This is a genomic window from Ancylomarina sp. YFZ004, assembly GCF_054254355.1.
Genome location: NZ_JBTCHQ010000002.1, coordinates 225,969 through 252,707, shown reverse-complemented (window position 1 = coordinate 252,707; position 26,739 = coordinate 225,969). Strand labels below are relative to the sequence as shown.

At 35.0% G+C, this 26,739-nt stretch carries 23 protein-coding genes; 18 read left to right on the top strand and 5 right to left on the bottom strand.

Annotated features, from left to right (window positions below; translation table 11 throughout):
• Positions 1-100: 100 nt before the first annotated feature.
• Genes ACXR6G_RS04305 through ACXR6G_RS04290 form a run of 4 tightly spaced genes read left to right on the top strand, consistent with a single transcriptional unit; the run spans position 101 to position 5,525 of the window.
• Complete coding sequence (locus ACXR6G_RS04305; RefSeq protein ID WP_458360167.1) at positions 101-2,719, top strand: YfhO family protein; 2,619 nt, start codon at positions 101-103, stop codon at positions 2,717-2,719.
• The gene (locus ACXR6G_RS04300; RefSeq protein ID WP_458360166.1) at positions 2,712-3,935 is read left to right on the top strand and encodes a CDP-glycerol glycerophosphotransferase family protein; all 1,224 of its coding nucleotides are present in this window, start codon (positions 2,712-2,714) and stop codon (positions 3,933-3,935) included. Before ACXR6G_RS04305 ends, ACXR6G_RS04300 begins: the two co-directional genes overlap by 8 nt.
• Positions 3,936-3,986: 51 nt before the next feature.
• A complete protein-coding gene (locus tag ACXR6G_RS04295) occupies positions 3,987-5,087 on the top strand; it encodes a CDP-glycerol glycerophosphotransferase family protein (protein WP_458360165.1) in 1,101 nt (366 codons plus the stop codon).
• 48 nt (positions 5,088-5,135) lie between these two features.
• Positions 5,136-5,525, top strand: a complete 390-nt coding sequence (locus tag ACXR6G_RS04290) for an adenylyltransferase/cytidyltransferase family protein (protein ID WP_458360164.1) — start codon at positions 5,136-5,138, stop codon at positions 5,523-5,525.
• Here ACXR6G_RS04290 and ACXR6G_RS04285 read toward each other — a convergent pair whose 3' ends face one another.
• Positions 5,526-6,995 (bottom strand): lipopolysaccharide biosynthesis protein, encoded by a 1,470-nt coding sequence (locus ACXR6G_RS04285; RefSeq protein ID WP_458360163.1) that lies wholly within the window; start codon positions 6,993-6,995, stop codon positions 5,526-5,528.
• Positions 6,996-7,241: 246 nt separating this feature from the next.
• Between ACXR6G_RS04285 and ACXR6G_RS04280 the strand changes: the two genes are divergently transcribed.
• From ACXR6G_RS04280 to ACXR6G_RS04235, 10 genes are all read left to right on the top strand, one after another.
• Positions 7,242-8,114, top strand: a complete 873-nt coding sequence (locus tag ACXR6G_RS04280; RefSeq protein WP_458360162.1) for a cell division protein FtsX — start codon at positions 7,242-7,244, stop codon at positions 8,112-8,114.
• A gap of 46 nt (positions 8,115-8,160) precedes the next feature.
• Positions 8,161-8,403, top strand: coding sequence for a DUF3098 domain-containing protein (locus ACXR6G_RS04275; RefSeq protein ID WP_125029093.1), 243 nt, complete (start codon positions 8,161-8,163; stop codon positions 8,401-8,403).
• 170 nt (positions 8,404-8,573) lie between these two features.
• Positions 8,574-9,362: an undecaprenyl-diphosphate phosphatase gene (locus tag ACXR6G_RS04270; protein WP_458360161.1), complete on the top strand. Its 789-nt coding sequence runs from the start codon at positions 8,574-8,576 to the stop codon at positions 9,360-9,362.
• 146 nt (positions 9,363-9,508) lie between these two features.
• Positions 9,509-10,213, top strand: coding sequence for a tRNA pseudouridine(55) synthase TruB (gene truB, locus ACXR6G_RS04265; protein ID WP_458360160.1), 705 nt, complete (start codon positions 9,509-9,511; stop codon positions 10,211-10,213).
• 185 nt (positions 10,214-10,398) lie between these two features.
• Positions 10,399-11,448: a tRNA preQ1(34) S-adenosylmethionine ribosyltransferase-isomerase QueA gene (queA, locus tag ACXR6G_RS04260; protein WP_458360159.1), complete on the top strand. Its 1,050-nt coding sequence runs from the start codon at positions 10,399-10,401 to the stop codon at positions 11,446-11,448.
• Between the two features lie 148 nt (positions 11,449-11,596).
• A complete protein-coding gene (locus ACXR6G_RS04255; RefSeq protein WP_458360158.1) occupies positions 11,597-12,571 on the top strand; it encodes a polyprenyl synthetase family protein in 975 nt (324 codons plus the stop codon).
• 94 nt (positions 12,572-12,665) lie between these two features.
• A complete protein-coding gene (atpD, locus tag ACXR6G_RS04250; protein WP_458360157.1) occupies positions 12,666-14,177 on the top strand; it encodes a F0F1 ATP synthase subunit beta in 1,512 nt (503 codons plus the stop codon).
• Between the two features lie 59 nt (positions 14,178-14,236).
• The gene (gene atpC, locus ACXR6G_RS04245) at positions 14,237-14,473 is read left to right on the top strand and encodes an ATP synthase F1 subunit epsilon (RefSeq protein WP_458360156.1); all 237 of its coding nucleotides are present in this window, start codon (positions 14,237-14,239) and stop codon (positions 14,471-14,473) included.
• A gap of 259 nt (positions 14,474-14,732) precedes the next feature.
• Positions 14,733-15,725, top strand: a complete 993-nt coding sequence (locus tag ACXR6G_RS04240; protein ID WP_458360155.1) for a dihydroorotate dehydrogenase-like protein — start codon at positions 14,733-14,735, stop codon at positions 15,723-15,725.
• 176 nt (positions 15,726-15,901) lie between these two features.
• Positions 15,902-16,741 carry a carboxypeptidase-like regulatory domain-containing protein gene (locus tag ACXR6G_RS04235; protein ID WP_458360154.1) on the top strand — a complete coding sequence of 280 codons (840 nt, stop codon included), beginning with the start codon at positions 15,902-15,904 and terminating at the stop codon, positions 16,739-16,741.
• Positions 16,742-16,744: 3 nt separating this feature from the next.
• On the opposite strand, the gene cls is transcribed toward ACXR6G_RS04235, so the two are convergent.
• Positions 16,745-18,211, bottom strand: coding sequence for a cardiolipin synthase (gene cls / locus ACXR6G_RS04230; RefSeq protein WP_458360153.1), 1,467 nt, complete (start codon positions 18,209-18,211; stop codon positions 16,745-16,747).
• 75 nt (positions 18,212-18,286) lie between these two features.
• Here cls and prmC point away from each other — a divergent pair, with 75 nt between their 5' ends.
• From prmC to ACXR6G_RS04210, 4 genes are all read left to right on the top strand, one after another.
• Complete coding sequence (prmC, locus tag ACXR6G_RS04225; protein ID WP_458360152.1) at positions 18,287-19,147, top strand: peptide chain release factor N(5)-glutamine methyltransferase; 861 nt, start codon at positions 18,287-18,289, stop codon at positions 19,145-19,147.
• A 37-nt stretch (positions 19,148-19,184) separates the two neighbouring features.
• Positions 19,185-19,676 (top strand): regulatory protein RecX, encoded by a 492-nt coding sequence (locus ACXR6G_RS04220; RefSeq protein ID WP_458360151.1) that lies wholly within the window; start codon positions 19,185-19,187, stop codon positions 19,674-19,676.
• Between the two features lie 70 nt (positions 19,677-19,746).
• Positions 19,747-21,141 (top strand): LPP20 family lipoprotein, encoded by a 1,395-nt coding sequence (locus ACXR6G_RS04215; protein WP_458360150.1) that lies wholly within the window; start codon positions 19,747-19,749, stop codon positions 21,139-21,141.
• 105 nt (positions 21,142-21,246) lie between these two features.
• Positions 21,247-21,840, top strand: a complete 594-nt coding sequence (locus tag ACXR6G_RS04210; RefSeq protein WP_458360149.1) for a hypothetical protein — start codon at positions 21,247-21,249, stop codon at positions 21,838-21,840.
• A gap of 77 nt (positions 21,841-21,917) precedes the next feature.
• Here ACXR6G_RS04210 and ACXR6G_RS04205 read toward each other — a convergent pair whose 3' ends face one another.
• The 3 genes from ACXR6G_RS04205 to ACXR6G_RS04195 all read right to left on the bottom strand — a co-directional run bounded on the left by ACXR6G_RS04205 (position 21,918) and on the right by ACXR6G_RS04195 (position 26,529).
• Entirely contained in the window at positions 21,918-23,504 is a 1,587-nt protein-coding gene (locus ACXR6G_RS04205; RefSeq protein ID WP_458360148.1) for an aspartate:alanine exchanger family transporter, read from the bottom strand.
• Between the two features lie 174 nt (positions 23,505-23,678).
• Positions 23,679-24,389: a dipeptidase PepE gene (gene pepE, locus ACXR6G_RS04200; protein WP_458360147.1), complete on the bottom strand. Its 711-nt coding sequence runs from the start codon at positions 24,387-24,389 to the stop codon at positions 23,679-23,681.
• 133 nt (positions 24,390-24,522) lie between these two features.
• Positions 24,523-26,529: a tetratricopeptide repeat-containing sensor histidine kinase gene (locus tag ACXR6G_RS04195; RefSeq protein ID WP_458360146.1), complete on the bottom strand. Its 2,007-nt coding sequence runs from the start codon at positions 26,527-26,529 to the stop codon at positions 24,523-24,525.
• Between the last annotated feature and the right edge of the window lie 210 nt (positions 26,530-26,739).

Genomic DNA, 26,739 nt, shown 5'->3' with positions numbered 1-26,739 from the left:
TTTTTTTGTACTTTAGGAGCTGAATTGAAAATGAAAATTATTAATTATAAATTATGAATTGATTCACCCATAATTTATAACTCTTCATTCATAATTTAATATGAGTTTTAAGTCGATATTTAAATCTGCAATACCACATCTGGTCTCAATTATTATCTTTTTAATCATAGGCTTTATCTACTTTCAGCCCGTTCTCGAGGGCAAGCAGTTGCGCAAAGGCGATTCTCTGAATGCCTGGGGTGGAAAAAAAGAGATTATCGATTATCGAAAAGCCACTGGGGAAGATCCACTTTGGACCAATTCCATGTTTGGAGGTATGCCCGCTTATCAAATTAATGTGGATTATCAGGCTAAGGATATGTATTTCTTCAAGCAATTGATGGAACTTCACACACCCGATCCTGTCCGCTACTTTTTATTATACCTTATTGGATTTTATATTCTCATGCTTTCGCTTCGTGTGAACCCTTGGCTCTCAATCGCTGGGGCACTGGCTTATGCATTATCCACTTATTTTATCATCATTATTGGGGCAGGTCATCTCTGGAAAGTGAATGCTCTGGCCTTTATCCCACCTGCTTTGGGAGGTATTCTCATGGTGTTCCGTGGGCGCTATCTTTGGGGAGGTTTATTGGCAACTTTCTTTCTGATTATGGAGCTTTATTCCAATCATATTCAGATGACTTACTATTTTGCCATCATGGTTTTCTGTATAGTGATATTTGAATTCTATCACCGACTAAAAGCCAAAGAAATGAAACATTTCTTCAAGGCAATTGGGGTACTGCTAGCTGCTTCCTTTATCGCTATTGGTGTGAACAACACCAACCTTTATAACTCATACGAATACAGTAAGTCGACCATACGTGGCAAATCAGAATTAACATTTGGTGATAAAAATGATAAAACCGCTGGGCTCGATAAAGGATACGCAACGCAATGGTCTTATGGCATCCAAGAGACTTTAAGTTTGCTTATTCCTAATGTAAAAGGGGGAGCGGGTTCGCCACAAGAAGTGGTTCAAATTGTGAATTACGTGAGCGGTGGACAGATTAAAAAAGTTGACGATTATTATAAATTAGAGCAAGTTGACAACCATCATTATTGGGGGAATCAACCCTTTACAGCCGGGCCTGTTTATGTCGGCGCTTTACTGATGTTTCTTTTCGTTTTAGGTCTGTTTATCGTTCCAGGACGATTGAAATGGGGCTTGCTTACGGCAAGCATTTTGGCCATCATGTTATCATGGGGGCATCACTTTGCAGGATTAACAAATTTCTTTTTGGATTATGTGCCGCTTTATAACAAGTTTCGTGTGGTATCGTCCATATTGATTGTTGTTGAACTTTGTGTGCCACTTCTGGGCATATTAGCTGTTAAGAAAATCATTGAAGAACCCGAAGTCCTAAAACGTAAAATTGCTTTTGGTTCATTCAAGTTAAATATTGGGATCATTCCTTTAGCACTTACAGGAGGTTTAGCTCTACTTTTATATTTACTACCTAGTTTAGGTTTGGATTTCATGAGTGATATTGAAACCAACTATCTGGCTCAAATAAAATCGGGTAATCCCGATGCTATAGGCTTTATTTCTCAGATACAAGCTGATCTGATTGATGCTCGAATCGCAATTTTTAGAGCTGATGCTTTACGTTCGGTGGTATTTATTGCCTTGGGAGCCGCTTTGTTGTTCCTATTCTATCGAAAGATAATTAATACTAAGATCCTGATCTTGGCTTTAATCGTATTGCTACTAGCCGACCTTTGGCCAGTGAATAAACGTTACTTGAATAACGATAGCTTTGTTGCCAAAAAGGATTTAAAGTTGGCTTTTAATCCGACTCAAGCTGATTATGAAATTCTTCAATTGGAGTTAAAAGCACAGCCTGAATTGCAAGCAACACTTCAAAAAGCTGCTGCCAATTATAAAAAGGAAAATCGCAAAGCCAATCAGTACGAAATGATCGCTGCTCAATTGTGGGCATTGAATATGAACTCCAACTACCGTGTTTTAAATAAAACGGCTGGTACATTTCAGAATTCTAGTACGTCCTATTTCCACAAATCTATTGGTGGTTATCATGGGGCTAAGCTGAGACGTATTCAGGAACTCTACGATTTCCATATAGAGAAAGGAAACGCCAAGGTCCTAAACATGCTAAATGCGCGTTATGCAATTGTCCCTAAAAAAGAGGGAGGCAGCCAAGCTGTTTATAATGCTGATGCTTTGGGGTGTGTTTGGTTGGTTTCAACCTTTAAGATGGTTGATAATGCCGATGAAGAAATTATGAGTTTGAATGCATTCGATCCTGCAAAAGAATTGATTGTTGATAAGCGTTTTGCAGATCAGGTAAATGGTTTTGTTGGGAATGTCGATTCTTTGGCAACAATCAAAATGACTCATTATGCACCTAATGCGATTCAATACGATTACCAATCAGCAAATGAGCAATTAGCCGTTTTCTCTGAGATGTATTACCAACCGGGTTGGAATGCCTATGTCGATGGAAAGTTGAAACCTCACTTTAGAGCAAACTATGTGTTGCGTGCAATGCGTTTGCCAGCAGGTAAGCATAAAATCGAATTCAAATTCGAACCTAAAGCTTTCTATGTTGGCGAGAAAATCTCATTAGTTAGTATGTTTCTCTTCTTTGCCTTGGTGTTGGCTGGTTTAGCTTGGACCCTAAAAACAAATAGAAAAGCCACTAGCGATGAGTAAGAAACTCAGTAAGACTCAGCAATTCATAGCTTTTATGCAGAAAATCGTTTTTCTGCATCTAGTCATCTTTATTCTTCGTAATTTCTACTATTTATTAGAGAAGTTAGTAAGGAAGGATAAGCGAATTGCCCTGTTTTTCTTGACTGAGAAATACTACTACGATAACTCGAAATACCTTTTCGAATACATGCGAGAAAAGGATGATTTTAGAGCCATCCTTTTTACAGCAAACAAGACACTATACAAGAGTTTGCAGGAAAAGTTTCCTGGCGAAGTTCAATATGCTTGGTCATTAAAAGGCTTCTTCCTTTTTCTTCGCACACGAAATGTGATTATTTCATATGGCATTAGTGCCGCGCCATTTTTGCCTTTCTATCTGCATGAAAAATGTAAGTATGTTATTTATTTGGGGCATGGTACACCAATGAAGAAAATGGGATTGCAAACCGATGTTTGGCAAAAATATGGCAAGCGATATCAGATGCAAAAATACTCTTATATGGCTGGCTGTTCGCCTCTGGAACAGGAGCTTCATAAGGCTGGATTTAATATGGATATAAATGATGTATGGGTATGTGGTTTACCTCGCAACGATTATTTGTTGTCTGCATCGAAAGATGAGGAATTGACTGATAAACACCCTTATTTGAATCAGAAGGTTATTCTTTATGCACCAACATGGCGTGAAGAGACACAATCGGCAGAGTTTTTCCCTTTTCAGGATTTCGACTCTGAGCAATTGGATACTTTCCTTGAAAAAGAGCAAGCTTATATTCTATTAAGAGGGCATAAAGAAGATATCAAACGTGCTGATGAATTGAGCCGATTCGATGTTTCTAAAATGAAGCGTGTAATAAAGGCTGATCAGGATCTTTTCCCTGATGTTTATGAGCTATTACCTTACGTTGATGTCTTGTTGACTGATTATTCATCCATTTGGATTGATTACTTGTTACTGGATAGACCAATAATATATATTCCTTACGATTTGGAGGAATATAAGAAAACAAAGGGACTGTTTTTAGAGTTTGAGAAAAACACACCTGGCTTTAAGGCGAATAACTATAAAGAATTTGAGCATCAAATTAAAACTTATTTGCAGAAGCCTACGGAACATGCTGGTTGGCGAAAAGATATCCGTGATATGTATCACAAGTATCAGGATGGAAATAGCTGTCATCGCGTTTATAATATGATAAAGGAATTGAATCAATAGCATTTAACCCTCGGCGTTTAATTAAAAATAGATTAGGCAAGATCAGCAATCATGAGAAAAAAGAAACTGCTTTTTATCGATTATATCCATTCTAGTGTTCGTGACCTAATGGCCTATTACGATAGGAATCTTCGCGATGAATTTGATGATAAAATTGACATTGAGATCTATAAAAAGACCTATCAAAAGAACCGTTCTTCTATTTGGGGAATTATTTCGCGTAAATGGTACTTGCTTACAAAGATTAGAAAACCCGATTTGGTTGTCGGTGACACCTATACACATGCTATTTTTAAAGCAGGAAAGAAAAGTATGTATATTTTTCATGGGGCACTAACGAAACGCCATCCTGCTAAGAATCACAACGCAATCACCGAAAGGGGAGGCGATATTCGAAAGATGGATTATGTGGTGGGTTTCTCAAAACGAGATCAGGATAACTACATGTTGGATCAAGATGGAAAACCCAATGGGAATTTTGAATTACTTCCTCTAGGACTTCCTCGAAATGATCAATTATTTTCAGACGATTATAAGAAGGAAAGCCGTGCTTACTATGATGAGAAGTATGACTTAAGAGGAAAGCAAATTGTACTTTATGCGCCTACATTTCGGAATTATTCTGAAGAAATCAAACTGCCTTTTTCGGCTTCGGATTTTGATAGATTAAACGATTTCTTCAAAATGAATAATTGGGTGATGATTTATCGTCCTCATTATATTGAAAATATTATTCCCAAAGAATATCTGAAATCGAAAGAAAATATTTTAATTTTGGATTCAATTAAGGAAGAGGATAGTCAGAAATTGCTTGCTGCTACTGACGTTTTAATGACTGATTACAGTTCTATTTTCATAGATTATCTCATTCTTGATCGTCCAATTTGTTTTCTCCCTTTCGATTTAGACCTTTATGAGGAAGAAAAAGGCTTAGTGATTGACTTTAAGGATGAGGCTTGTATTCCAGGGCCAATTGTTAATGATGCTGATGAATTATTGACTTTTTTTAATAAAATCAATGCATCAAAAGATGAGTTTGCTGGCAGAAGAACTCTTGCGAAGAATTATTATTTTGAGTTTTTTGATGACAAGAGCAGCAAACGTGTTTGGGATGCTATTCTTTACGATGTTCTTGAATTGAAAAGAGGATAGTCTAAAATAGCTTTGATAAATTTACAGAATTGTTAAAACATACATAGAATGAGAAGAGTTATTACTTTCGGAACATACGACCTATTTCATATTGGACATTTGCGTATACTTGAACGTTCTAAGCAGAATGGTGATTACCTAATTGTTGGTATCTCAACAGATGCCTTGAACTATTCTAAGAAGCAGAAGAATCCTATCTACAGCCAAGAGGACAGAATGGAAATTATTAAGGCACTTAGTGTAGTTGACGAGGTATTCTTTGAAGAATCTTTAGAGCTTAAGGGTGAGTATATCAAAAAACATAAGGCCGATGTCCTAGTTATGGGTGACGATTGGGCTGGACGATTCGATATGTTCAAAGAGTTGTGCGAAGTGGTTTATTTGCCACGTACTCCATCTGTTTCAACAACTGAAATTATCGAGATTATTAAAAAATAATTAACGTTTGATCAGTTTCATTGCGAACTTATTTAGATCTTTCGAAATACGAAAGGCTAGACTTAATGCAATATAGATAAGGCTTACTATGGCTCCTCGAACGATAATATCTATGATAAAAGAATCTTGCTTGGGGAGTAAGTAGGCGATATAATAGGAAACAAGCGCACTGACAACAACTAACAGATAACGATAGTTGAAAGGTTGAAATTTATATCGCCTTAGTAAGAAAACATATTTCATCAGATTAAAACACAAGCTAGCTGCAAATGATGCTGCGGCAGCTCCAATAATTCCCCATAGAGGAATCATAATTGCATTGCTTACGACAATGATAATGGCATAAATTCCCAGAAAGAGTGATTGTTTACGGTAAGATGGTGAATTTTGAATGACCACGCCACTAATGCCAGATAGCATTAAGACCACATTAGATAGACCGATAAAGAAAACCACATACTTTCCTTCAATATATTCAGGTGTGACTATCTGAAGGACATTATCGATATTGACCCACAAACCCACAAATAGTAGACAAGCCACCATAAATTGATGTAAGCCACTTTGTGCGTAAGTCTTTGATATGGTTTCAAGATCTTTCTTCTTCCAGGCTTCAGCAATTACAGTGCTTGAGATTTTATTTAGGCTACGAGATGGCATTGAGATCAAGACGCCAAAATTCGCCATAACTGCAAATATTCCTGTTGCACCTAAACTTATCATACCTACAAGCATCAGTTTGTCAATTTGGGATGCAATTTTATCTCCAAAATTATTTAGAAGCCCGTATAGTGATGTGTCAATCATGATTTTTTTCAAATCAGGTTTGATAAAGTTCATCTTCGGTTTAAATGAGACCTGTTTACGCTTGATGAGAAGTCCAAATAACAAAACTGCTGGCAAACAATAGGCAGAAATATAGATGAATACGAGTTGTTTAAAGTTGATGTAATCGTACCATAATAAGAGAAGAGAGGCTAAGACAATTAACTTGAAAATAATATCCCTGAAAAATGTTCCTGAAACGGCATCATAAAGAACTCGATTGTAAGCATCGAATAAATTAAAAAAGAGGCTGAAGAAAACGAGAGGAATCAGGTAAATCAGGTAATTGAGATTGAGGGCATCATCGCCCTTGAAATAAGTAGCAGCAAAGGGTTGAAAAGAAAAATAGGCAATAAGCGATATTGCAAAACCTAGTAAACCAACACAGAATAGAATAAACATGAAACCGTTGTGTTGGTTTTCTTCGTTTCGAAAGTAGGGAAATAATCTGGATACCACAGCTCCGAAACCTAAACTGGATAATTGCGCTGCCATCATGGTGGTTGCAATTAACCAAGATAGTAATCCAACTTCTTCAGTAGAAAGAACACGAGGGTATAGAAAAGCAATATTTGCAAGCCCAATTAGAGCTCCTGCATATGAAAATATTGATCCAATAATGGTTTGTTTTCGAATAATACCCAAGCTGATTCCTTTTAGTGTGAAGTATGACTAATCAAAAGTAATAAAACTAAAGAGAAAATGCTTATCGAATATTGGGGCTTCTGTTAAAGATGAAATTAGAACTTAAACTTGCTATTGGTTTGAGAGCTGAAGTCTTATGAGGTGAAAATATTGAGTAAATTACTCTGAATCTAAAGGTCTATTTCTGATTAAAAATTGTATTTTCGCATGTTGCCATAAATTTACATTCATATTAAAATCAGTCGCATGGCTCAAAGAAATAAAGCTTCTAAACGTCGTTTAAGAACTTCATATTTTAGCTCGATAATTAGTATTTCATTGGTTCTATTCATGTTAGGGCTTATGGGTTTGCTCGTATTGAATGCTAAGCAGTTATCCAATTACGTGAAAGAAAACATAGGTCTTTCGGTTGTATTAAAGGATAATGTAAAAGAAGTTGAAATTCGTCGTTTACAGAAAATTCTGGATGCCAGTTCTTTTGTGAAATCAACCAAATTTATCGATAAGGAAACTGCAGCAAAGGATTTACAGAAAGATTTGGGTGAGGATTTTATTTCGTTTTTGGGTTATAATCCTTTATTGGCAACCATCGATGTGAAACTTTATGCTGATTATGCTAATCCTGAGAGTATTGCGAAAATAGAGAAGAATTTAGCTAAGCACGATGAGGTTCAAGAAATTTATTATCAAAAATCTTTAGTGCATTTGGTCAATGAGAATGTGAAAAAGATCAGTTTTATCTTGCTTGCATTTAGTGGCTTACTCTTTTTAATATCAGTAACATTAATTAATAATACCATTCGTTTAACGATTTATTCACACCGAATGCTGATTAAAACCATGCAATTGGTTGGAGCAACCAGAGGCTTTATTCGTCGTCCATTTGTTGGTCGAAGTTTTTGGCATGGTGTATTGGGAGCCATCATTGCAAACTTACTTTTAAGTGGTGTTATTTATTTATCTCAAAGAGAATTGCGAGAGGTTATCACATTTGAAAATGTAGAAGTTCTGGGCTTATTATTTATTCTAATCATTCTGATTGGTATTGTGATAACTTGGATTTCAACCTTTCTAGCAGTGAACAGATTTTTAAGGATTGATACAAGACATTTGTATTAATTGTCTAAATAGATACGTTTAAACAGGATTAAACTCTTTTTTATATATGAACAAGGACGATAAAAAACTTGAATTTGCTTTGGCAAAAGAAAACTATAAGCTTCTACTTATTGGTTTTGCTATAATTATTATTGGCTTTATGCTAATGATGGGTGGAGGTTCTGAAGATCCAACCGTTTTTGATGAAGACATTTTCAGTTTTCGTAGAATTACATTAGCACCTTTGGTTGTACTTTTCGGATTTGCCTTCGAAATTTATGCCATTATGAAGCGCCCTAAAGAAAAATAGATCTCGATTGAGCTAAGGGCTTTTAAAGTTGACCGTTTCCATTTATTTGGTTACGGTTTCATTTTGTTTAAGCCCTTAAGGTCTCAAATGAATCATAGATAACACATAGATAATAACTCTAACAAAATCCGACGGTTCTGCTTATCGGCTTTTGTATTTAAAACGAAGAAATGGATTGGATAGAAGCTCTTATATTAGGATTGGTACAAGGATTAACGGAATTTTTGCCTGTAAGTTCTAGTGGTCATCTGGAAATTGGGAAAGCTCTTTTGGGGGTAAATGCTGAAGATAACTTGAGGTTTACTGTTGTCGTTCATGGTGCTACCGTTTTGAGTACACTTATCGTTTTCCGTAAAGATATATTGGCTTTGCTTCAAGGATTGCTTGAATTTAAATGGAACGAATCGACTCAGTATGTAGCGAAAATAGCCTTTTCTATGCTTCCAATAGCTGTTGTTGGGCTTTTCTTTAAAGATCAGGTCGAAGAGATTTTTAATACGGATAAAATCCTGTTGTTAGTGGGCTTTATGCTTTTACTTACAGCATCATTATTAGCTTTTACTTTTTTTGCCAAGCAAAAAGAGAAAGAAATTAGTTTCCGTGATGCCTTGATTATTGGAGTTGCTCAAACTTGTGCTGTGCTTCCAGGTATCTCTCGTTCAGGCTCAACCATTGCGGTGGGTTTGCTTTTGGGGAATAAAAAATCGGAAGTCGCTAAGTTTTCATTCTTGATGGTTCTTGTACCTATCATTGGAGAGAATATTTTGAGCCTTTTTAAAACAGATGTTTCTCAAGTTAGCAGTATGGATACCTCAGTTCTAATTGTTGGTTTTATTGCAGCATTTGCATCAGGTTTGTTGGCTTGTAGTTGGATGATTAAGATTGTGAAAAAGGGTAAGCTAATTTATTTTGCAATTTATTGCCTTATTATCGGTCTTATTGCCATTTTTGCATCCTAAAATTTTTACAGAATTCAAATCAGATTATATCTGGTTAAATAGCATAGAATAAAGCTCCTGGAATTTTATAATTCTAGGAGTTTAGTTTTAGAATAAATGCGAGATATTTATTAAATTGGAAAATCGCTTAAACTATTTATAAAAGCATGATTAAATTTGAAGTAGATCAAGATTTTCAAACAGGTTCGTTTATTCTTCTGAATAAACCTTATAAATGGACTTCTTTTGATTTAGTGAACAAGGTTAAGTTTAAAATAAAGCATAAGTACGACCTAAAAAAGATTAAGGTTGGTCATGCAGGAACGCTTGATCCACTGGCAACTGGCCTGATGATTGTTTGTACAGGAAAATATACCAAGCAAATAGATACATATCAAGCACAGGTTAAGGAATATATTGCGACAATAAAACTGGGATCAACCACACCATCATTCGATTTGGAAACAGAAATTGATGAGACCTTCCCAACAGAACATATCGATAGCGCTTTAATTGATGAAACCTTAAAAGGCTTTTTAGGGGAAATTAGACAGCGTCCTCCAGCGTATTCTGCTATTAAAATTGATGGCAAAAGAGCCTATGAATATGCTAGGAAAGGACAAGAAGTCGAGATTAAGGAGAAGATTCTGGTTATTGACGAAATTGAAGTTTTGAGTTTTGAAGCGGATGTTTTGAAAATTAGAGTGGTTTGTAGTAAAGGAACATATATAAGAGCATTGGCTCGCGATATAGGAAGTCGCCTTAATAGTGGAGCTCATCTTATTGCTTTAGAGCGAACTCGAATAGGTGAGTATAAAACAGAGCAGGCGCTTGAAATAGAAGATTTTATAAGTTATTTAGATAATTTATAACTATCTTGCAGCCATTTTCGTAAAGTTTTCACTGTTGAGAAAAAGTGCACTTGTATTAACTTGCTGTATGTGAGTTGAAAAGCTTGTGTGCTTGTGCGATGCAATTAATTGATTCTCATCAGTCTATATAATTCAGGGTTCTTTTGAACTCATATCTATCATCAAAAATATCTAAAGTCAGCCTTATGAAGTTATCTAAGTTTAAGTTTAATTTACCACAAGAACTTATTGCTTTACATCCTGCCTACAATCGTGACGAATCTCGATTGATGGTACTTCACAAAGATACCGGAGAGATTGAGCACCGTATTTTTAAAGATGTTATCGAGTATTTCGATGATAAAGATGTTATGGTATTTAATAATACCAAGGTTTTTCCTGCCCGTTTATATGGAAATAAAGAAAAAACTGGAGCTGAGATTGAAGTATTCTTATTACGCGAGTTAAATCGTGAGCAAAGACTATGGGATGTTTTAGTTGATCCGGCACGTAAAATTCGTATCGGTAATAAATTGTATTTTGGTGATGATGATTTGTTAGTTGCTGAGGTAATTGATAATACAACATCAAGAGGTAGAACATTACGTTTCTTATTCGATGGACCGTACGATGAGTTTAAACAAGCTCTATTTAATTTAGGTGAAACACCACTTCCTAAGTTTATCAATCGTGAGGTTGAGGCGGAAGATGCTGAACGTTTTCAAACGATATTTGCTAAGCACGAAGGAGCTGTTGCAGCGCCTACTGCTGGTATGCACTTTAGCCGTGAGCTAATGAAGCGTCTTGAAATTAAAGGAATCGATTTTGCTGAAATCACACTTCACGTGGGATTAGGTAATTTTAGAGATGTTGATGTTGAAGACTTGACTAAGCATAGAATGGACTCTGAGCAAATCTTGATTGATGATGAGGCTGTAAGTATTGTAAACAAAGCTAAAAAGGGTAAACGTAAAGTTTGTGCTGTAGGTACAACTGTTGTCCGTACGCTTGAAAGTTCAGTTTCTACAATGGGTACTCTTAAGCCTTTTGAAGGATGGACAAATAAATTTTTGTTTCCTCCACACGAATTTAGTATTCCAGATGCTATGATTTCTAATTTCCACTTACCATACTCTACATTGATGATGATGGTAGCTGCTTTCGGAGGTTATGATAAGGTTATGGAATGTTATGAGATTGCTATTAAAGAAAAATATCGTTTTGGAACTTATGGTGATGCCATTATGATTATCTGATAAATTCTATCAGAACAAATAATATATAAGAACCACTCCAATTTATGGGGTGGTTTTTTTGTTTGCTAAGATTTTAAAAAGGAGGCTTAATACGTCTATTTTTTTTCTATTTTAGTGCATTCTTAAAATGAATTTATAAACGACTCATATGTACACTTTCAACGAGCTTCAAATTGATATTCAAGAAAGAATTGACAATTTGGAGTTTTCTACTCCTCCTGAAGGCCTTTTTGAGCCAATGAAATACATTCTTTCTATCGGAGGCAAACGACTACGTCCTATTCTTGTTCTAATGGCTGCAAACCTTTATAAGAACGATCTTGAAAAGATTTATTTGCCCGCAATTGGGATAGAGGTTTTCCATAATTTCACTCTTCTTCATGACGATGTGATGGATAATGCTCCAATCAGAAGAAATAAGTCTACGGTTCACGAAAAGTGGAATTCAAACGTGGCTATTCTTTCAGGAGATGCGATGTCTATTAAAGCTTATCAATTTATTGTGAGTTGTGATAATCAGCACTTGAGCTCAGTTCTTGAGGTTTTTAACCAGACAGCACTTGAGGTTTGTGAAGGGCAGCAATTCGATATGGAGTTTGAAGACAGAACAGATGTGCGTGTTGAGGAATACTTGAATATGATTCGTCTAAAAACAGCCGTCCTTCTTGGTGGAAGTCTTAAGATGGGAGCCATTATGGGAGATGCTGATGCCAAGGATGCAGATGCGCTGTATCAATTTGGATTGAATCTAGGGATGGCTTTCCAACTTCAGGATGATATGTTAGATAGTTTTGGTGACGAAGCTATTTTTGGTAAAAAAATTGGTGGTGATATTCTTTGTAATAAGAAAACGTTCTTGTTAATCAAAGCTCAGGAATTAGCTAAAGGTGAAACTAAAATTGATCTTGAGAAATGGATTCGTTTGGAAAATTTTAATCCAGACGAAAAAATTGCTGCTGTCAAAAAGATTTACGAAGATTTAAATGTTCGTGATTTGGCCGAAGTTGAAATTGATAAATATTTCGACTTATGCCTAGGTAATTTGGCATCTGTCAAGGTTGAAGAAGATAAAAAAGAGAACTTAAGTTTGCTTGTAAAGCGCTTGATAAACCGTTCCGTTTAAGATTATTAAAAATATAAGATAAATTCATCCTTTTTGCGGAAAAATGCTAAATTTGTCATCACACGATAATGAATGTTCCAATAAAACAAACGCAATGTCACAAAATATTGGCAAGATAGTTCAGGTAATCGGTCCTGTAATCGATGTTAGTTTCGAAAAGGAGGGCACTGAGCTTCCTGATATTTACGACTCATTAGAAGTCGTAATTGAAAATGGTAAAAATTTAATTGTTGAGTGTCAACAGCACATTGGTGAAAACACCATTCGTGCTATTGCAATGGACTCGACCGATGGCTTGAGAAGAGGAATGGATGTTATATCAACAGGCTCTCCTATTATTATGCCAGCTGGTGATAAGATAAAAGGACGTCTTTTGAATGTAGTGGGTGAAACCATTGATGGTATTGGACAAGTAGATAAAGAAGGTGGCTATACAATTCACAGAACACCTCCCAAATTCGATGAATTGAAAACTGAATCAGAGGTTTTCTTTACAGGAATTAAAGTGATCGACCTTATTGAACCTTATGCAAAAGGTGGTAAGATTGGATTGTTCGGTGGTGCTGGTGTTGGAAAAACGGTTTTGATTCAAGAGCTTATTAATAATATTGCGATTGGTCAAGATGGTTTATCTGTATTTGCCGGTGTAGGTGAGCGTACTCGTGAGGGTAATGACTTGCTTCGTGAGATGATCGAATCGAAAGTTATTCGCTATGGCGATGAGTTTGAGAAAGACATGGCAAAAGGTGGATGGGATTTATCTAAAGTTGATAAAGAAGCTCTAGATCAGTCACAGGTATCACTAGTCTTCGGTCAGATGAATGAGCCTCCTGGGGCACGTGCTCGTGTTGCTCTTTCAGGATTGACAGTTGCAGAGAGTTTACGTGATGGTGATGAGAAATCAGGCGGACGTGATATTCTTTTCTTTGTGGATAATATCTTCCGTTTTACTCAAGCAGGTTCTGAGGTTTCGGCACTTCTTGGTCGTATGCCTTCTGCGGTAGGTTACCAGCCAACTCTTTCAACAGAGATGGGTATTATGCAAGAGCGTATTACTTCTACAAAACGAGGTTCTATTACATCAGTACAAGCGGTATACGTACCAGCTGATGACTTGACTGACCCAGCTCCAGCAACAACATTTGCTCACTTGGATGCAACGACTGTATTGAATCGTAAGATTGCCGAGTTAGGAATTTATCCTGCGGTAGACCCTCTTGATTCAACTTCTCGTATTCTTACACGTGATGTCGTTGGTGATGCACATTACGATTGTGCAACTAATGTAAAAGAGTTGTTACAACGTTATAAGGAGCTTCAAGATATTATTGCAATTCTTGGTATGGAAGAGCTATCTGATGAGGATAAATTGGTTGTACACCGCGCACGTCGTGTTCAACGTTTCTTATCTCAACCCTTCCATGTTGCCGAGCAGTTTACGGGCTTAAAAGGATGTTTGGTTCCAATTGAGGAAACAATTAAAGGCTTCAACATGATTATGAATGGTGAGGTTGATAAGTATCCTGAGGCAGCGTTTAACCTTGTAGGTAATATTGAGGAAGCTATTGAAAAAGGAGAAAAATTATTAGCAGAAGCTGAAGCTTAAAAATAAAAGTGTCTTAAGTACTTATAACTTTAAGTACTTGTAACTTTAAATTGATAAAAATGCTTTTAGAAATCGTAACTCCTGAGAAAAAAATGTTTTCGGGTGAAGTTGATCTAATTCAATTACCAGGGATTAGTGGTTCTTTTGAGATTCTTAAAAACCACGCACCAATAATCTCAACTCTTGATCGTGGTGTTATTAAAATTAAGACCACAGACGGACAAGAAGAATTGTTCGAAGTTGATGGAGGAGTAGTTGAATGTAAAAAGAATATCGTAACGGTTTTAGCTGATTAAGCTAATAAGTTTCATAATATTTTAAAGGCTTGTCGTTTTTCGACAAGCCTTTTTATTTGGCTATGTTTCTAGATATGAATTACTGATTTGAATTAACTATATTTATATAAAGATTATCGATTTGAATTATAGGACTGTCTGAGTTAAATTTGTTTTATCGAGATTTTCAGATCGACATATCTCTTTATGATGTCAGCTGATAAATTTCAATCAAAAAAAACAAAATCCAAACAATAAACATCTACTAAAACAAAACCTTATGCCAAACTTAAGCACAAACTATTTAGGACTTGAATTAAAAAACCCAATTATTGTAGCAAGTTCGGGTCTTACTGATTCCGTAGAAAAAATTAAAGAACTAGAAGAAAATGGTGCCGCTGCTGTTGTTCTTAAATCAATCTTCGAGGAAGAGATTGTGATGGAAATGGATGAGAAAATGTTAAATATGACAAGTCGTCCGTACATTTACCCTGAAACTTTCGATTATATGAGCGATGAGCCTGAAGAGGATATCGTTCGCAAGTATTTACGTTTAATAAAAGAAGCTAAGGCTGCTGTATCTATTCCAGTAATTGCAAGTATCAACTGTGTGAGTTCACAAAAATGGACTTATTTAGCTCGTGAAATTGAAAAGGCAGGTGCTGATGCTTTAGAGATTAACTTCTTTGTCCTACCTACTGATTTGAACCGTACTGTTGATGAGAATGAGAACATTTATTATGAGGTTTTAAAAGTTATTAAGGAACAAGTTGCTTTACCAGTTTCATTAAAAATAAGCCCTTATCATTCTAATTTGGCTCATATGGTTAAAAAATTAGATGACTCAGGAGCTGAAGGAGTTGTCATGTTTAATCGTTTTTATAGCCCAGATATTGATATTCATAACTTGAGCTTAAATACGGGACAGGTTTTATCTGGAGCTGATGATTTTAAAAATACACTTAGATGGGTAGGTATTCTTCGCGATAGAGTTAAATGCTCAATAGCTGCTACTACGGGTATTCATTCTTCAGAAAGCATTATTAAGCAACTGTTAGCTGGTGCTGATGCTGTACAATTGGCTTCAATTATTTATAAAGAAGGACCAGGTTATATCGATACTTTAACGAAGGAGATTTATTCTTGGATGGAAGATCAGGGTTTTGAAAACTTGAGCGATTTCCAGGGCAAGTTGAGTCAGGACAAATCGAATGACCCAGCTGCTTTTGAAAGAGTTCAGTTTATGAAACACTTCAGAAGTTTTGTGATGTAATATTCAAATAAATATATCAAAAGCCGAATCATAAGTTCATGATTCGGCTTTTTGATGCCATATTGTTAGCTATTCTGAGAACAATAAAGGAGGTTAATCTCTGTTAAAAAATGTAATAAGCTTATAATCTATATCTTTCAAATTATATCTTTAAACATCATTAAAGAAAACTAGCCTTGAATTCAACTTATTCTATCCTCATATTTTTAAGCCTTTTTGTGCTGCGCCCTTTTATTTCTTATGCGCAAGATTCTACAGAAGATGAAAGTTTCATTCTCTCTGGGAAGGTTGTCGATGCGTCAACACTGGAAGGGATTCCTTTTTCACATATTAAGCTTGATGAAACTTATTGGGGTGTTATTTGTGATAGCCTTGGTTTCTTTAATGTTACCGTAAAGCCTAATCAAAATTTAAAGGTGTCTTCTTTAGGATTTGCTGAAAAAATTATTCCAGTTACCAGCGAAGTTACCGATGGATCAGCTTTTCAAGAGGTATCTCTTGATAGAGTTAGTTTTATGCTTGAGGAAGTTGATATCTATTCATTAGGGACATGGAAACAATTCAAGGAAAATTTCGTTAAGATGGAATTGGCAGATGATTCCAATATTGCAGGAGGATGGGATTTTGGTAATCTGAAATTGCAACTGAAAGAAGCTATAGCTATGGATAGAGGAGGAGTTGGAATGAGTATTTCTATGGGAAGGAAATATACTACCAGAAAGGATATTATTAGGGGATTAACCATAAGAGATGATCATCGCGATAGATTAGCATTAAAGTTTAATAGACAAATCGTAGAAGATATTACAAAAGAGAAAGGGGTTAGGCTTGTGGCTTTTATGGTATATATTGTAGAAAGAGAGCATTTCACATATCAAACTAGTGATGTCTATATACAACAAAGAATAAAAGCGTGTTACGATACTTTCGTTTTGGAGTATATCGACGGTGAATATGAGTATGCTTTAGATGATACAACGAAAACGTTTAGAAATCATCTACGTCCCGGTAAATAGACATTATAGTAATGGAGCGAAGATTCTAGCCATAGATTCTTTCAGTCTTTGGCCTTCTGAGCGCTTTTGCCACGATATTAAATCTATCTCATCACTTAGGTCAAGATCTTTTAAGAAACGCTCCCTAAGCTCCATTGTGATCGCTTCATCATAAATAAGTGCATTCACTTCAAAGTTTTGTTCAAAACTTCTGATATCCATATTAGCAGTTCCAACTGTAGAAATGACACCATCCACCATCATAATTTTACTATGGTTGAAACCTTTTTTATAAAAGAATAGTCTAACACCAGCCTCTAATAATTCTTCTATGTAAGATAGGGTTCCATAATATGTCATCACTGAATCAGATTTTTCAGGAATTAGGATTCTAACATCAATACCACTCATAGCTGCCGTCTTTATAGCCATTAAAACACTTTCGTTAGGCATGAAGTAGGGCGAAGAGATGTATACATTTTGTTTAGCAGATGCAATCGCCGAGAAATAGGCTTGTAAAATACTAGCCCAATCTGAATCAGCTCCTGATGATACAATTTGTAATAGACAGTGTTCTTTAACTTTGAAATTTGGCCTGTATTTTTCATCAAGCAGGACTTCTTGACGAACGAAATACCAATCGATAAGAAAAACAATTTGCAAACTACTTGCTGCTTCACCAACGATTTTAAGATGGGTGTCACGCCAGATACCGATGTCAGGAATACCATTTTTATATCGGTCAGCAAAGTTCAAACCGCCGACAAATGCAGTCTTCCCATCAATAACAATGATCTTTCGATGATTTCTATAATTGATTCTACTGGTTAATATTGGAAAGCGTACTGGTAAAAAAGCATGAATTTTCACACCAACTTCTCTTAAACTATCAATATATTCCTGACTGAGTTTCCAACTCCCAACAGCATCGTATATTATTCTGATCTCAACACCAGCAAGTGCACGTTCCAGAAGAATTCTGTGGAGTTCACTAGCTAGTTCTCCATCTTCAATAATGTAGTATTCTAAATGGATATGTTCTTTTGCTTTACGAAGAGACTTGTATATTTCAGAGAATGTTTCTTCGCCATCGTTAAGAATCTTGACCCTATTTTGTTCTGTAAGTAATGCTTTAGAGTTGTTTAGGAGGAGTGTCATCACGTTTTTCTTCTCGTGAATTCGCTCATTTTTTAAGAATTTACTTTTCTCTAGTTTTCCTTTCTGATCCTGACTTAATGTTTGTAACCATTTTAGGTCTCCAAGTTCTTTTAAGCTAAACATTTTTTGTTTTCGGTAGCTTTGACCAAATACCAAATAAGATACTAAGCCGATAATGGGTAATAGAATGAGAACAAGAATCCAGGATATTGTTTTTTGTGGGCTACGATTTTCGAGGATGACGACGATTAACGTAAAAACGATTGTAAGTGTGTAAATTACACCTATCAATCCGAAAAGATAAAGCCATATGTCGTTCCAATTGAAAGTCATAAGTTTTTTTAAGGCTAAAATATTAGCAAAATGTATAGAGAGAAGATTTGTATATTTGCTTCAAATTTCAACAAAATGAATTCAGATCACACTATAAAATCAATTCAAAATCTTTTTAAGGAGGAGCTTAAAGCGCTTTACCCTCAAAGAGAAATTGAAGGTATCACCTACATTCTTCTCGAATACCTACTAAATTACTCAAAAATTGAGATTCAATTGAATAAGAATGAGAAAATTGAACAAAATAATTTTGATCGGCTTAGTGAGGCTTTGGAAGATTTAAAGAAATCAATACCAATTCAGTATGTGATTGGTGAGACAGAATTCTACGATCTAACATTTAAAGTGAATGAACACACTTTGATTCCAAGACAGGAAACAGAGGAACTTGTTCATGCAATAATAAATGAGAATAAAATTAATGCTCCTAAAATCCTTGATATTGGAACGGGTAGTGGTTGTATCCCTATTGTTCTAGCTCGCAATATTGTTGATGCGAATATTAGTTCAGTGGATGTTTCAGAAGGGGCAATCGTAATAGCAAAAGAGAATGCGCTATTGAATAAAACTGCAATTAGTTTTTATCATCGTGATTTTTTAAAGTGGGAAGATTATTCATGGGATAAAGATTTTGATATCATTGTTAGTAATCCTCCATACGTTAAGGAATCTGAGAAAGAGTTGATGGATGAGAATGTTCTTGCTTATGAACCACACACAGCTCTTTTTGTAGATGATAATGATGCTCTAATTTTTTATCGAAGAATAGCAGAATTTGCGAAAGACCATTTGAAAAAGGGTGGTAAACTCTATTTCGAAATAAATGAAGCATTGGGGCAGGAAATGATTGAATTACAAGAATCACTTGGCTTCTCTTCTGTTCGGTTGATGAAAGATTTGAATGGCAGAGATCGAATGACTTCTGCAGAATTGTAATGTAGCCAACTTCAATAATACCATATAACTTTTGACAATGTATTCAGAAGATAAAAAAGTAAAAGAGATTAGTTATTCTTCAGCACTTTCAAAGATGCAATCTATCTGTAGTCGACAAGAAAAATGTTGCTCAGATATTAGAAAAAAACTTGAAAACTGGAACTTGTCTTACGATGAGCAAGATAGCATTATTCAGTCTCTGATAGATCATAAATTTCTTGACGAAAAGCGATACACGGGCTTTTATGTGCGTGATAAATACAAATTTAATAAATGGGGGCGTGTGAAAATCTCACATCACCTCAAGCAAAAGCAAATACCTGAATATATTATCATGGAAGCTTTTGATAGCATTTCGGAGAAACTCTATGAGGAAAACTTAGAAGAAATTCTAGCTTCAAAAATGAGAAGTACTCGCGAAGAAGATCCATACAAACTTAAGGCAAAGCTCTATCGGTTTGCTCAATCAAGAGGTTTTGAGTCGAATTTGATTCTGCTAAATATCGAAAAGCTAGTACATAAAGATTAACAATCGTTCAATCAATGGCATGTTTATTGCTTAGAATCTTTATCTTTATATTTCATCCAAATAAAAAATTATGATTAAACTTTTACGCCAACTCTTTTGTCTATCGCTAATCTTACTTGTTTTTTCGAGTATTAGTTATGCAGGTCGTCGTCGTCCTCCAAAGTGGGTTAAGAACAGACCCGTTTCGTCTGAGTATTATATTGGAGTATCAGTTGTAAGTAAAGATGTTGATAATTATATGCAGTTGGCTAAGAACAAAGCTCTGCAAGATTTAGCTTCTCAAATTTCTATCAATATTTCATCAAATTCTGTCTTGCATCAATTTGAAGATAACACGAGTTTTAAAGAAGAGTTTGAATCTCAGGTTAGAACCTCTTTGGTTCAAGAATTAGAAGCTTATGAATTTGTTGCCTCTTGGAACAATAAAAGAGGGAATGAGTATTGGGAATATTATCGTTTATCGAAGAAGCAATATGCTTTATTGCAACGACTGAAATTAAATAAAGCTAAAAAGTTAGCTCAAACTTATTTTGAGGAAGCAAAGGCATATGAGAATAAGTTAGATCTTATTCAGGCATTAAGTTATTACGCTAAATCGATAGATGCTTTAAAGAAGCATCTTGATCAAGATTTATCGGTGATGACCTTTGATGGATCGATAAATTTAGGTACTGAAATTTATAAACGAATTCAGAATATCTACACAAGAACTCATCTTGTGCCAGTAAATAAAAATTTTAAGATAGAGATTTCAACTTCAATTAAGGAGCCATTTCTGGTAAAAGCAAATTGGGTATCAGATGAGGGTGATAAGGAATTAGTCAACTTGCCTTTAAGTTTCGATTTTATTACGGGTGGTGGTATATTGAATAAGCTGGCTAATACCGATGAGTTTGGTTATGCTTCTTCACAATTAACTCGTGTGACTTCTAAAGAGAAATTCCAGAAAATTGAAGCTGCTCTAGATTTATCAACCATTCTGAATCAGGATGATGAAGATTATGAGCTCTATAAAATGTTTCTAACTCCAGAATTAGCACCTAAGTGTGTAATTACTTTGAATGTAGAACGCTTGAAGGCCTATATGCTTTTTAGCGAGAAAATATTTGGTGTAGATTCTCAGCGATCTATTCTCAAAAATGCAATTAAAAAAGAATTGTCTGAGAATTTCTTTTCGTTTACAGAAGATAAAGATAGTGCCAATGTACTTCTTGATGTAAAAACCAATGTTACAAAAGGTGAAATTAAAGAAGGACGTAATTATAAAGTTCATATTGTTTATCTGGATTGTTTTTTCTCATTGACAGATATGAAATCGGGATTTGAAATCTTTAATGATGCCATATATGAAGTGAAAGGGATGAAGCCAGTGAGTTATAATTATGCTGTGAAAGAAGCTTATGAACAAGCTGTAGAAGAAATTCATAATACCATTATTCCAAAATTGAATCAACTTGATCTTTAATCGAGATCTGAGTAAAATAAGAAAATAGAATAATAAAATCATTCAGTCTTAAACTTATACATAGATTGTATTTTGATACTGAAGTATAAATTAAAAACGATGAAAGTGAAAAATTTGAAACAAGTATTTATCCTAGGATTAGGAATGATAATGACTGCAGGATTAAGTTCATGTGGTTCTAGTGAAAAAGTAGCTTCAGTAAAATCACAAGGAGAAGAATTGATTGAAGTATACTGTACTGGTAACGATTATCAAAGTGATAAAAAGAATTTTAGAGCTTCTGCCGTTGGCGAGAGTTTAGACCAGATGGTATCTAAGAAGAAAGCAGGAACCAACGCACGTGCTGAACTAGCTACTTTGGTTGCTTCTACAATTAAAGGAACCATTGACAATTACATTAATTCTACAGAATTGAATAATGTTGAGCAAGTTGAAGAACGTTTTGAAGGATTAACACGTGAGGTCATTAATCAGCAATTGAATAATATCAAGGTAATCTGTGAGAAACAAACACGTACTACTCAGAACAAATACAAGACTTATATTGCTCTTGAGATGAGTGCAGAAGATTTAGAAAAGGCAATCGATCAAAAATTATCTCAGGACGAGAAATTGAAAGTTGACTACGATTACAATAAGTTCAAAGAGACTTATGACGCTGAAATGCAGAAATTAGAAAGCAAGCAAAGAGGTTTTTAATCTTTAGCTTTTCAATAACACAAAAACAGCGCTTATCCTCATGGGTAAGCGCTGTTTTTTTATCAAGAGTATATCTTTTAGATCATACTAATAAATTGCACACAAATGATTAAAAATACCATTGCAATTGGATAAACTGTTGCGTAAGCAATGGCTTGCGCATTAGAATCTGTCATACCATCAACTGCTGCTAAACCTGGTGTACTTGTCATACTTCCAGTTAGAGCTCCAAGTAAATTAAGTAAATTCATTTTTAACCAATAATGACCAATAAGTGTCGTTATGAGCATTGGTATAAGCGTGATAACAATACCTATCCCGAAAAGGAGCATTCCTGACTCTTGAAAGGTTTCCACAAGCTTAGAACCAGCGCTAGTACCTACCACAGCTAAAAACATAAGTAAACCTAATTGGCGAAGTAATTGATTGGCTGTGCCAGACATTGTCCATAGAATTGGACCTGTCTTTCCAATTCGACTAAGGATAAGAGCAACCATTAAAACACCTCCTGTTAATCCTAATGAAAAGGTGAAATCATCAGAAAATGAGATTTTAAGTTTCCCCACTAATACACCCAAGACAATACCAGTTGCAATAGGGAAGAAGTCTGTGTCAGATAATTTCTTCACATCATTACCAAACAGATGACGAACATTATTGATATTTCCTGTTCCGCAAGCCACTATTAATTTGTCACCAAATCTGATGACAGATTTTGAACTTGGAGCAATATCAATTCCAGCTCTTCTGATTCGTGTAATCCTTGCATTGTAATTCGAAAGAACATTAAGTTGACCTATGGTTTTATGTACCACTTCTTTATTAGTAACTAATATACTTTCAACAACGTAATCGATACTTAGTGGAATTTTTTCCTGAGTTTCTTCACCAATCAATATTTTAGCTTTTTCAAGAGCTTGATCAGTACCAATAAGCTTAATAATATCATTCTTGTGAAGAATTGTATTTGGGCTGGGCACAATTGTTTTACCCTCATGCATAATTCGTGTGATATTAGCTTGAGTCATGGCACGAACTTTTAAATCTCTGATGCTTTTCCCTACAATCTTTTCATTTTCAACAACAAAATTCCTATTGAATAATTCGGGATGTTTTTTTAGATCTTCATCTTCCAATTGTTTAGCTTCAGCATCGATATTAACGCCAACCAATTTAGGGTACAAGCGAACAAAAAGAATAACGCCAATAACTCCAAAAGGATAAGCAATACCATATCCAATTGATGAAAGGGTAGAGCCAGTACTTTCAATAGCGGCAGCTAAACCAGGTGTACTGGTTAATGAACCTGTAAGTAGTCCCACCGCAATTTTCATATCGACATTAAAAGTTAAAGCAAGACCAACAGTTATTAAGGATGCGCTAGAGATTAGTACAAAAGCTAAGATAATAAGCTGACGACCATTTTTTTGAAATGATTCAAAAAAACCAGGTCCAGCCTGGATTCCAATTGTGAAAATAAAGAGAGTCAATCCAATTTTTTGAATATCAATAGGAATACTAACACCGAAGTGTCCAAAAACCAGAGCGACAAAAATAACAGCTGAAACATCAAGAGAGATGCCTTTAATTTTAATGTTGCCAATAACGAAACCTATTGCTACTATTAGGAATAGAACGAAATAACTTGACGATAATAAATCCATGGGTGTTGCTAATATGAAGTGTATTTTAAGCCTGCAAAGTTATAATAGTTTTTTCACAAATAAGAGAAGTACGTCTGATTTTGTATTTCTCTTGTTCATAGAAATCATCTAGCTTTAAATAGAAAAAGCGACTTCCTTAATGAGAAAGTCGCTTAGGATATAAGTGTATTTAATCTATTTCATCAAGAAATTGAAATCGTCAGAGGTTTTTAATTCGTAAGGTTCAACACCATTTTTGAAAATACGACATTCGCGATTTCCAACTAAGCTGATTTTGCCATCTTCAACCAAAAACATGGTTGCTTCGCGTAAACCAGCAACATACATATCAGGATTGACAACTAAGAATTCATTGATTCTATCTTCACGAGTTTCGCCACCGTGACCTTCTGGATTTTTATCTAAGTAATGCGGGTTGATTTGAAATGGAATTAAGTTGAGAGCTTCGAACCCTAGTGGATCGATAATAGGCATATCGTTGGTTGTCTTAATAGTTGGACATGTCAAGTTTGAGCCTGCACTCCATCCAATATAAGGTGTCTCATCATTAAGTACCTTATTACGAATAGCATCAGTTAAGTTGAATTTATGAACCATGTGTAATAGGTTCCAGGTGCTTCCTCCACCAACAACAATCGCTTCTGCTTCTTCAACGGCTTTAATAGGATCCTCGAAATGATGGATTGAAACAATATCATGTCCCACTTCGTTGAAACGATGTTTCACTTTGGCTTCGTAATCATCGAAAGAAACAGTCACACCAGCATAAGGAATGAATAGAGCTTTTATTGGTTTTTCACCTAAAAAATCTTTGATATTATTTTTTGGGTAATCTAAATATTCTTCACCTGGATTAGTTGAGTTACTAATTAATAATAGTCTCATTATTTTAAAATTTAGTTTAAGTATTTCTGTGAACAAGAAACAGACATATCTAATTCGTATAGTAATTTGAATACTTTGATAAAGTTTCAAAATCTCTATGAAATGAATTAGAATAAGTTTCGAAAATCTAAATTTAAATATTTAGTAGGGAAAAGCTGGTCTCTTTTTTGACTAATTCTGAAAATTTTCGCTTACTCAAAGGACGGCGAGGAACTGTAAATATGAAGGTGCTTCCTTTATCAACTTCACTTTGAACGTTAAACCAACCGTTATTTTTAGAAAGGAAATCGCGGCATAGTGCTAAGCCTATTCCAGTACCTTTTTCGTTTGCAGTTCCATCAGTTGTGAAGCCTTTGTGGATATTCTGAATTTGATCTTTTCGCATACCAACACCATTATCTATAACTGACACACTTACAAAATGTTCTTTTACTTCAGTACGTATCTCGATAATTCCACTTTTATTGGTGAATTTGATGGCATTTGAAATGAAGTTTCGAAGTACGGTATGTACCATATTCCTATCACAGAAAATATCAATTTTATTGTCAGTTGATGTAAAGATCTTAATGGATTTTATTCTTCCTAATTCCGAGAGTAACTCTAAGTTTGACAGAATGATGGATTCGAGATCGACCATCTCTAGGCTTGGAGCAATTGAATGACTTTGGTTTCTAGCCCAAGCCAATAAATTTTCTAAAAGTTCATAAGAATTATCGGCTGAATGGAATAAAGAGCCTAAAAATTCCTTTTTTTCTTCTTCAGAAAGAACTAAGTCTTCTTCAGTTAACAACATTCTGAGGCCATTACTGATATTGCCAACAGACCCTCTCAAGTCGTGAGCAATCAAGGAGAACATCTTATCTTTTGTTTCGTTAGCCATTTTAAGAGCATCTTCACTTTTTTGTAAAGCTTCTTTCTTCTCGAACATTTCATCAGCATGCTGATCGGCCATGTTTTTCTCAAGCTGTAGAATTTCGCTTTGTTTGCGATTGTTTCTTATTCGAATGAAAAGCACAAAAAAACTGACAATTAGAGCAAGTAAAAGAGATAGTCCAATGGTGTACTGACGGAATATTTTGATGTCTTTGGCTTGATTGTCTTCTACAAGACGCTGATTCTCGATGTCTTTATTTCGTGTTGCTTGTTGAACTTCAAGATCGGTGATTTTATTAGTTTGCTGATCTCTAATAATCGAATCTTTATAGGCTTGTGCTTTTTGATAAGTGCTTAATGCCTCTGAATATGATTTTTGTTTCGTGTAATATTGAGATAGAAAATCGTAATAATAACTATAGAGACGGTGCGACTTTAATTTCTTAGCTATGGCATAGCCCATATTTAAATGTGAAAGAGCCTTATCGTTCTCGTCATGCTTTAAGTATAAAACCCCAAGGTTTAATTCGAATAAACCAACATTATAGTTTAAGCTATTATCTCGATGATAACTAACAGCTTCTTTGTATACTCTAATCGCATCCAAAATATTCCCCTTCTCAGTATAAAAAGTTCCTAGGTTATTAAGCGCATCACAAATAAGTTCATCATCATTTAGTTCTTTCGCAGATTCTAAACCTCTATTTAGATAATCTAAAGCGTAAGTGTCCATGTTTTTAGATTTGTAATTCAAACCTTTAAGACTTGTACATCTGGCTAAACCTTTTTTGTTTTTTAAAATATGGAACGTAGAATGTGCCTCTTGACAGAATATATTAGAATTTTTATAATTACCCAGTTGATGATAGACGATTCCTAATTGTAGAGCAATTTCTGCATTTATCTCTAAGAATTTATATTGTTCGGAAAATCGTTTAGCATCGAGAAGAAATTTTAAGGATTGATCATATTGATTATTGATGTGATAGGCACGGCCCAGATAATACATAGCTTTTGCAACCTGTTCGTTGTAGTCGAGGTTTTTAGCCAAAGCAAGAGCTTCATTGGTTAGTTGAATGGCACGTGGAGGATCAAGCTCCCAATTAGCACGACTTAATTCTAGGAAATTTTCTAACTTGTCACGCCCTGAGCTATTTTTAACTAGATTTTCTAGGCTGTCAATTTTTGATTGAGGTCCTGAAATGGCGATGCTTATCTTAAAAGAAAGACAGAGGATAATGAGTATGGAGGTAATCTTTTTCACAAATATGAATGCATCTTTTATATTAGTTCAATCAGTTTTATACCTTGATGATATAGCAAGAATGCTGTATTTATCGTAAAGTCAAGAACTAAAAGTTAAATTGCAATATATAATATTAATCTGATATTTTTTGATGTTCATCAGTATAATATGATAATTAACAAAAAAGAAAGAGTACTACGCAATATGCATAGTACTCTTTTAAAGTTA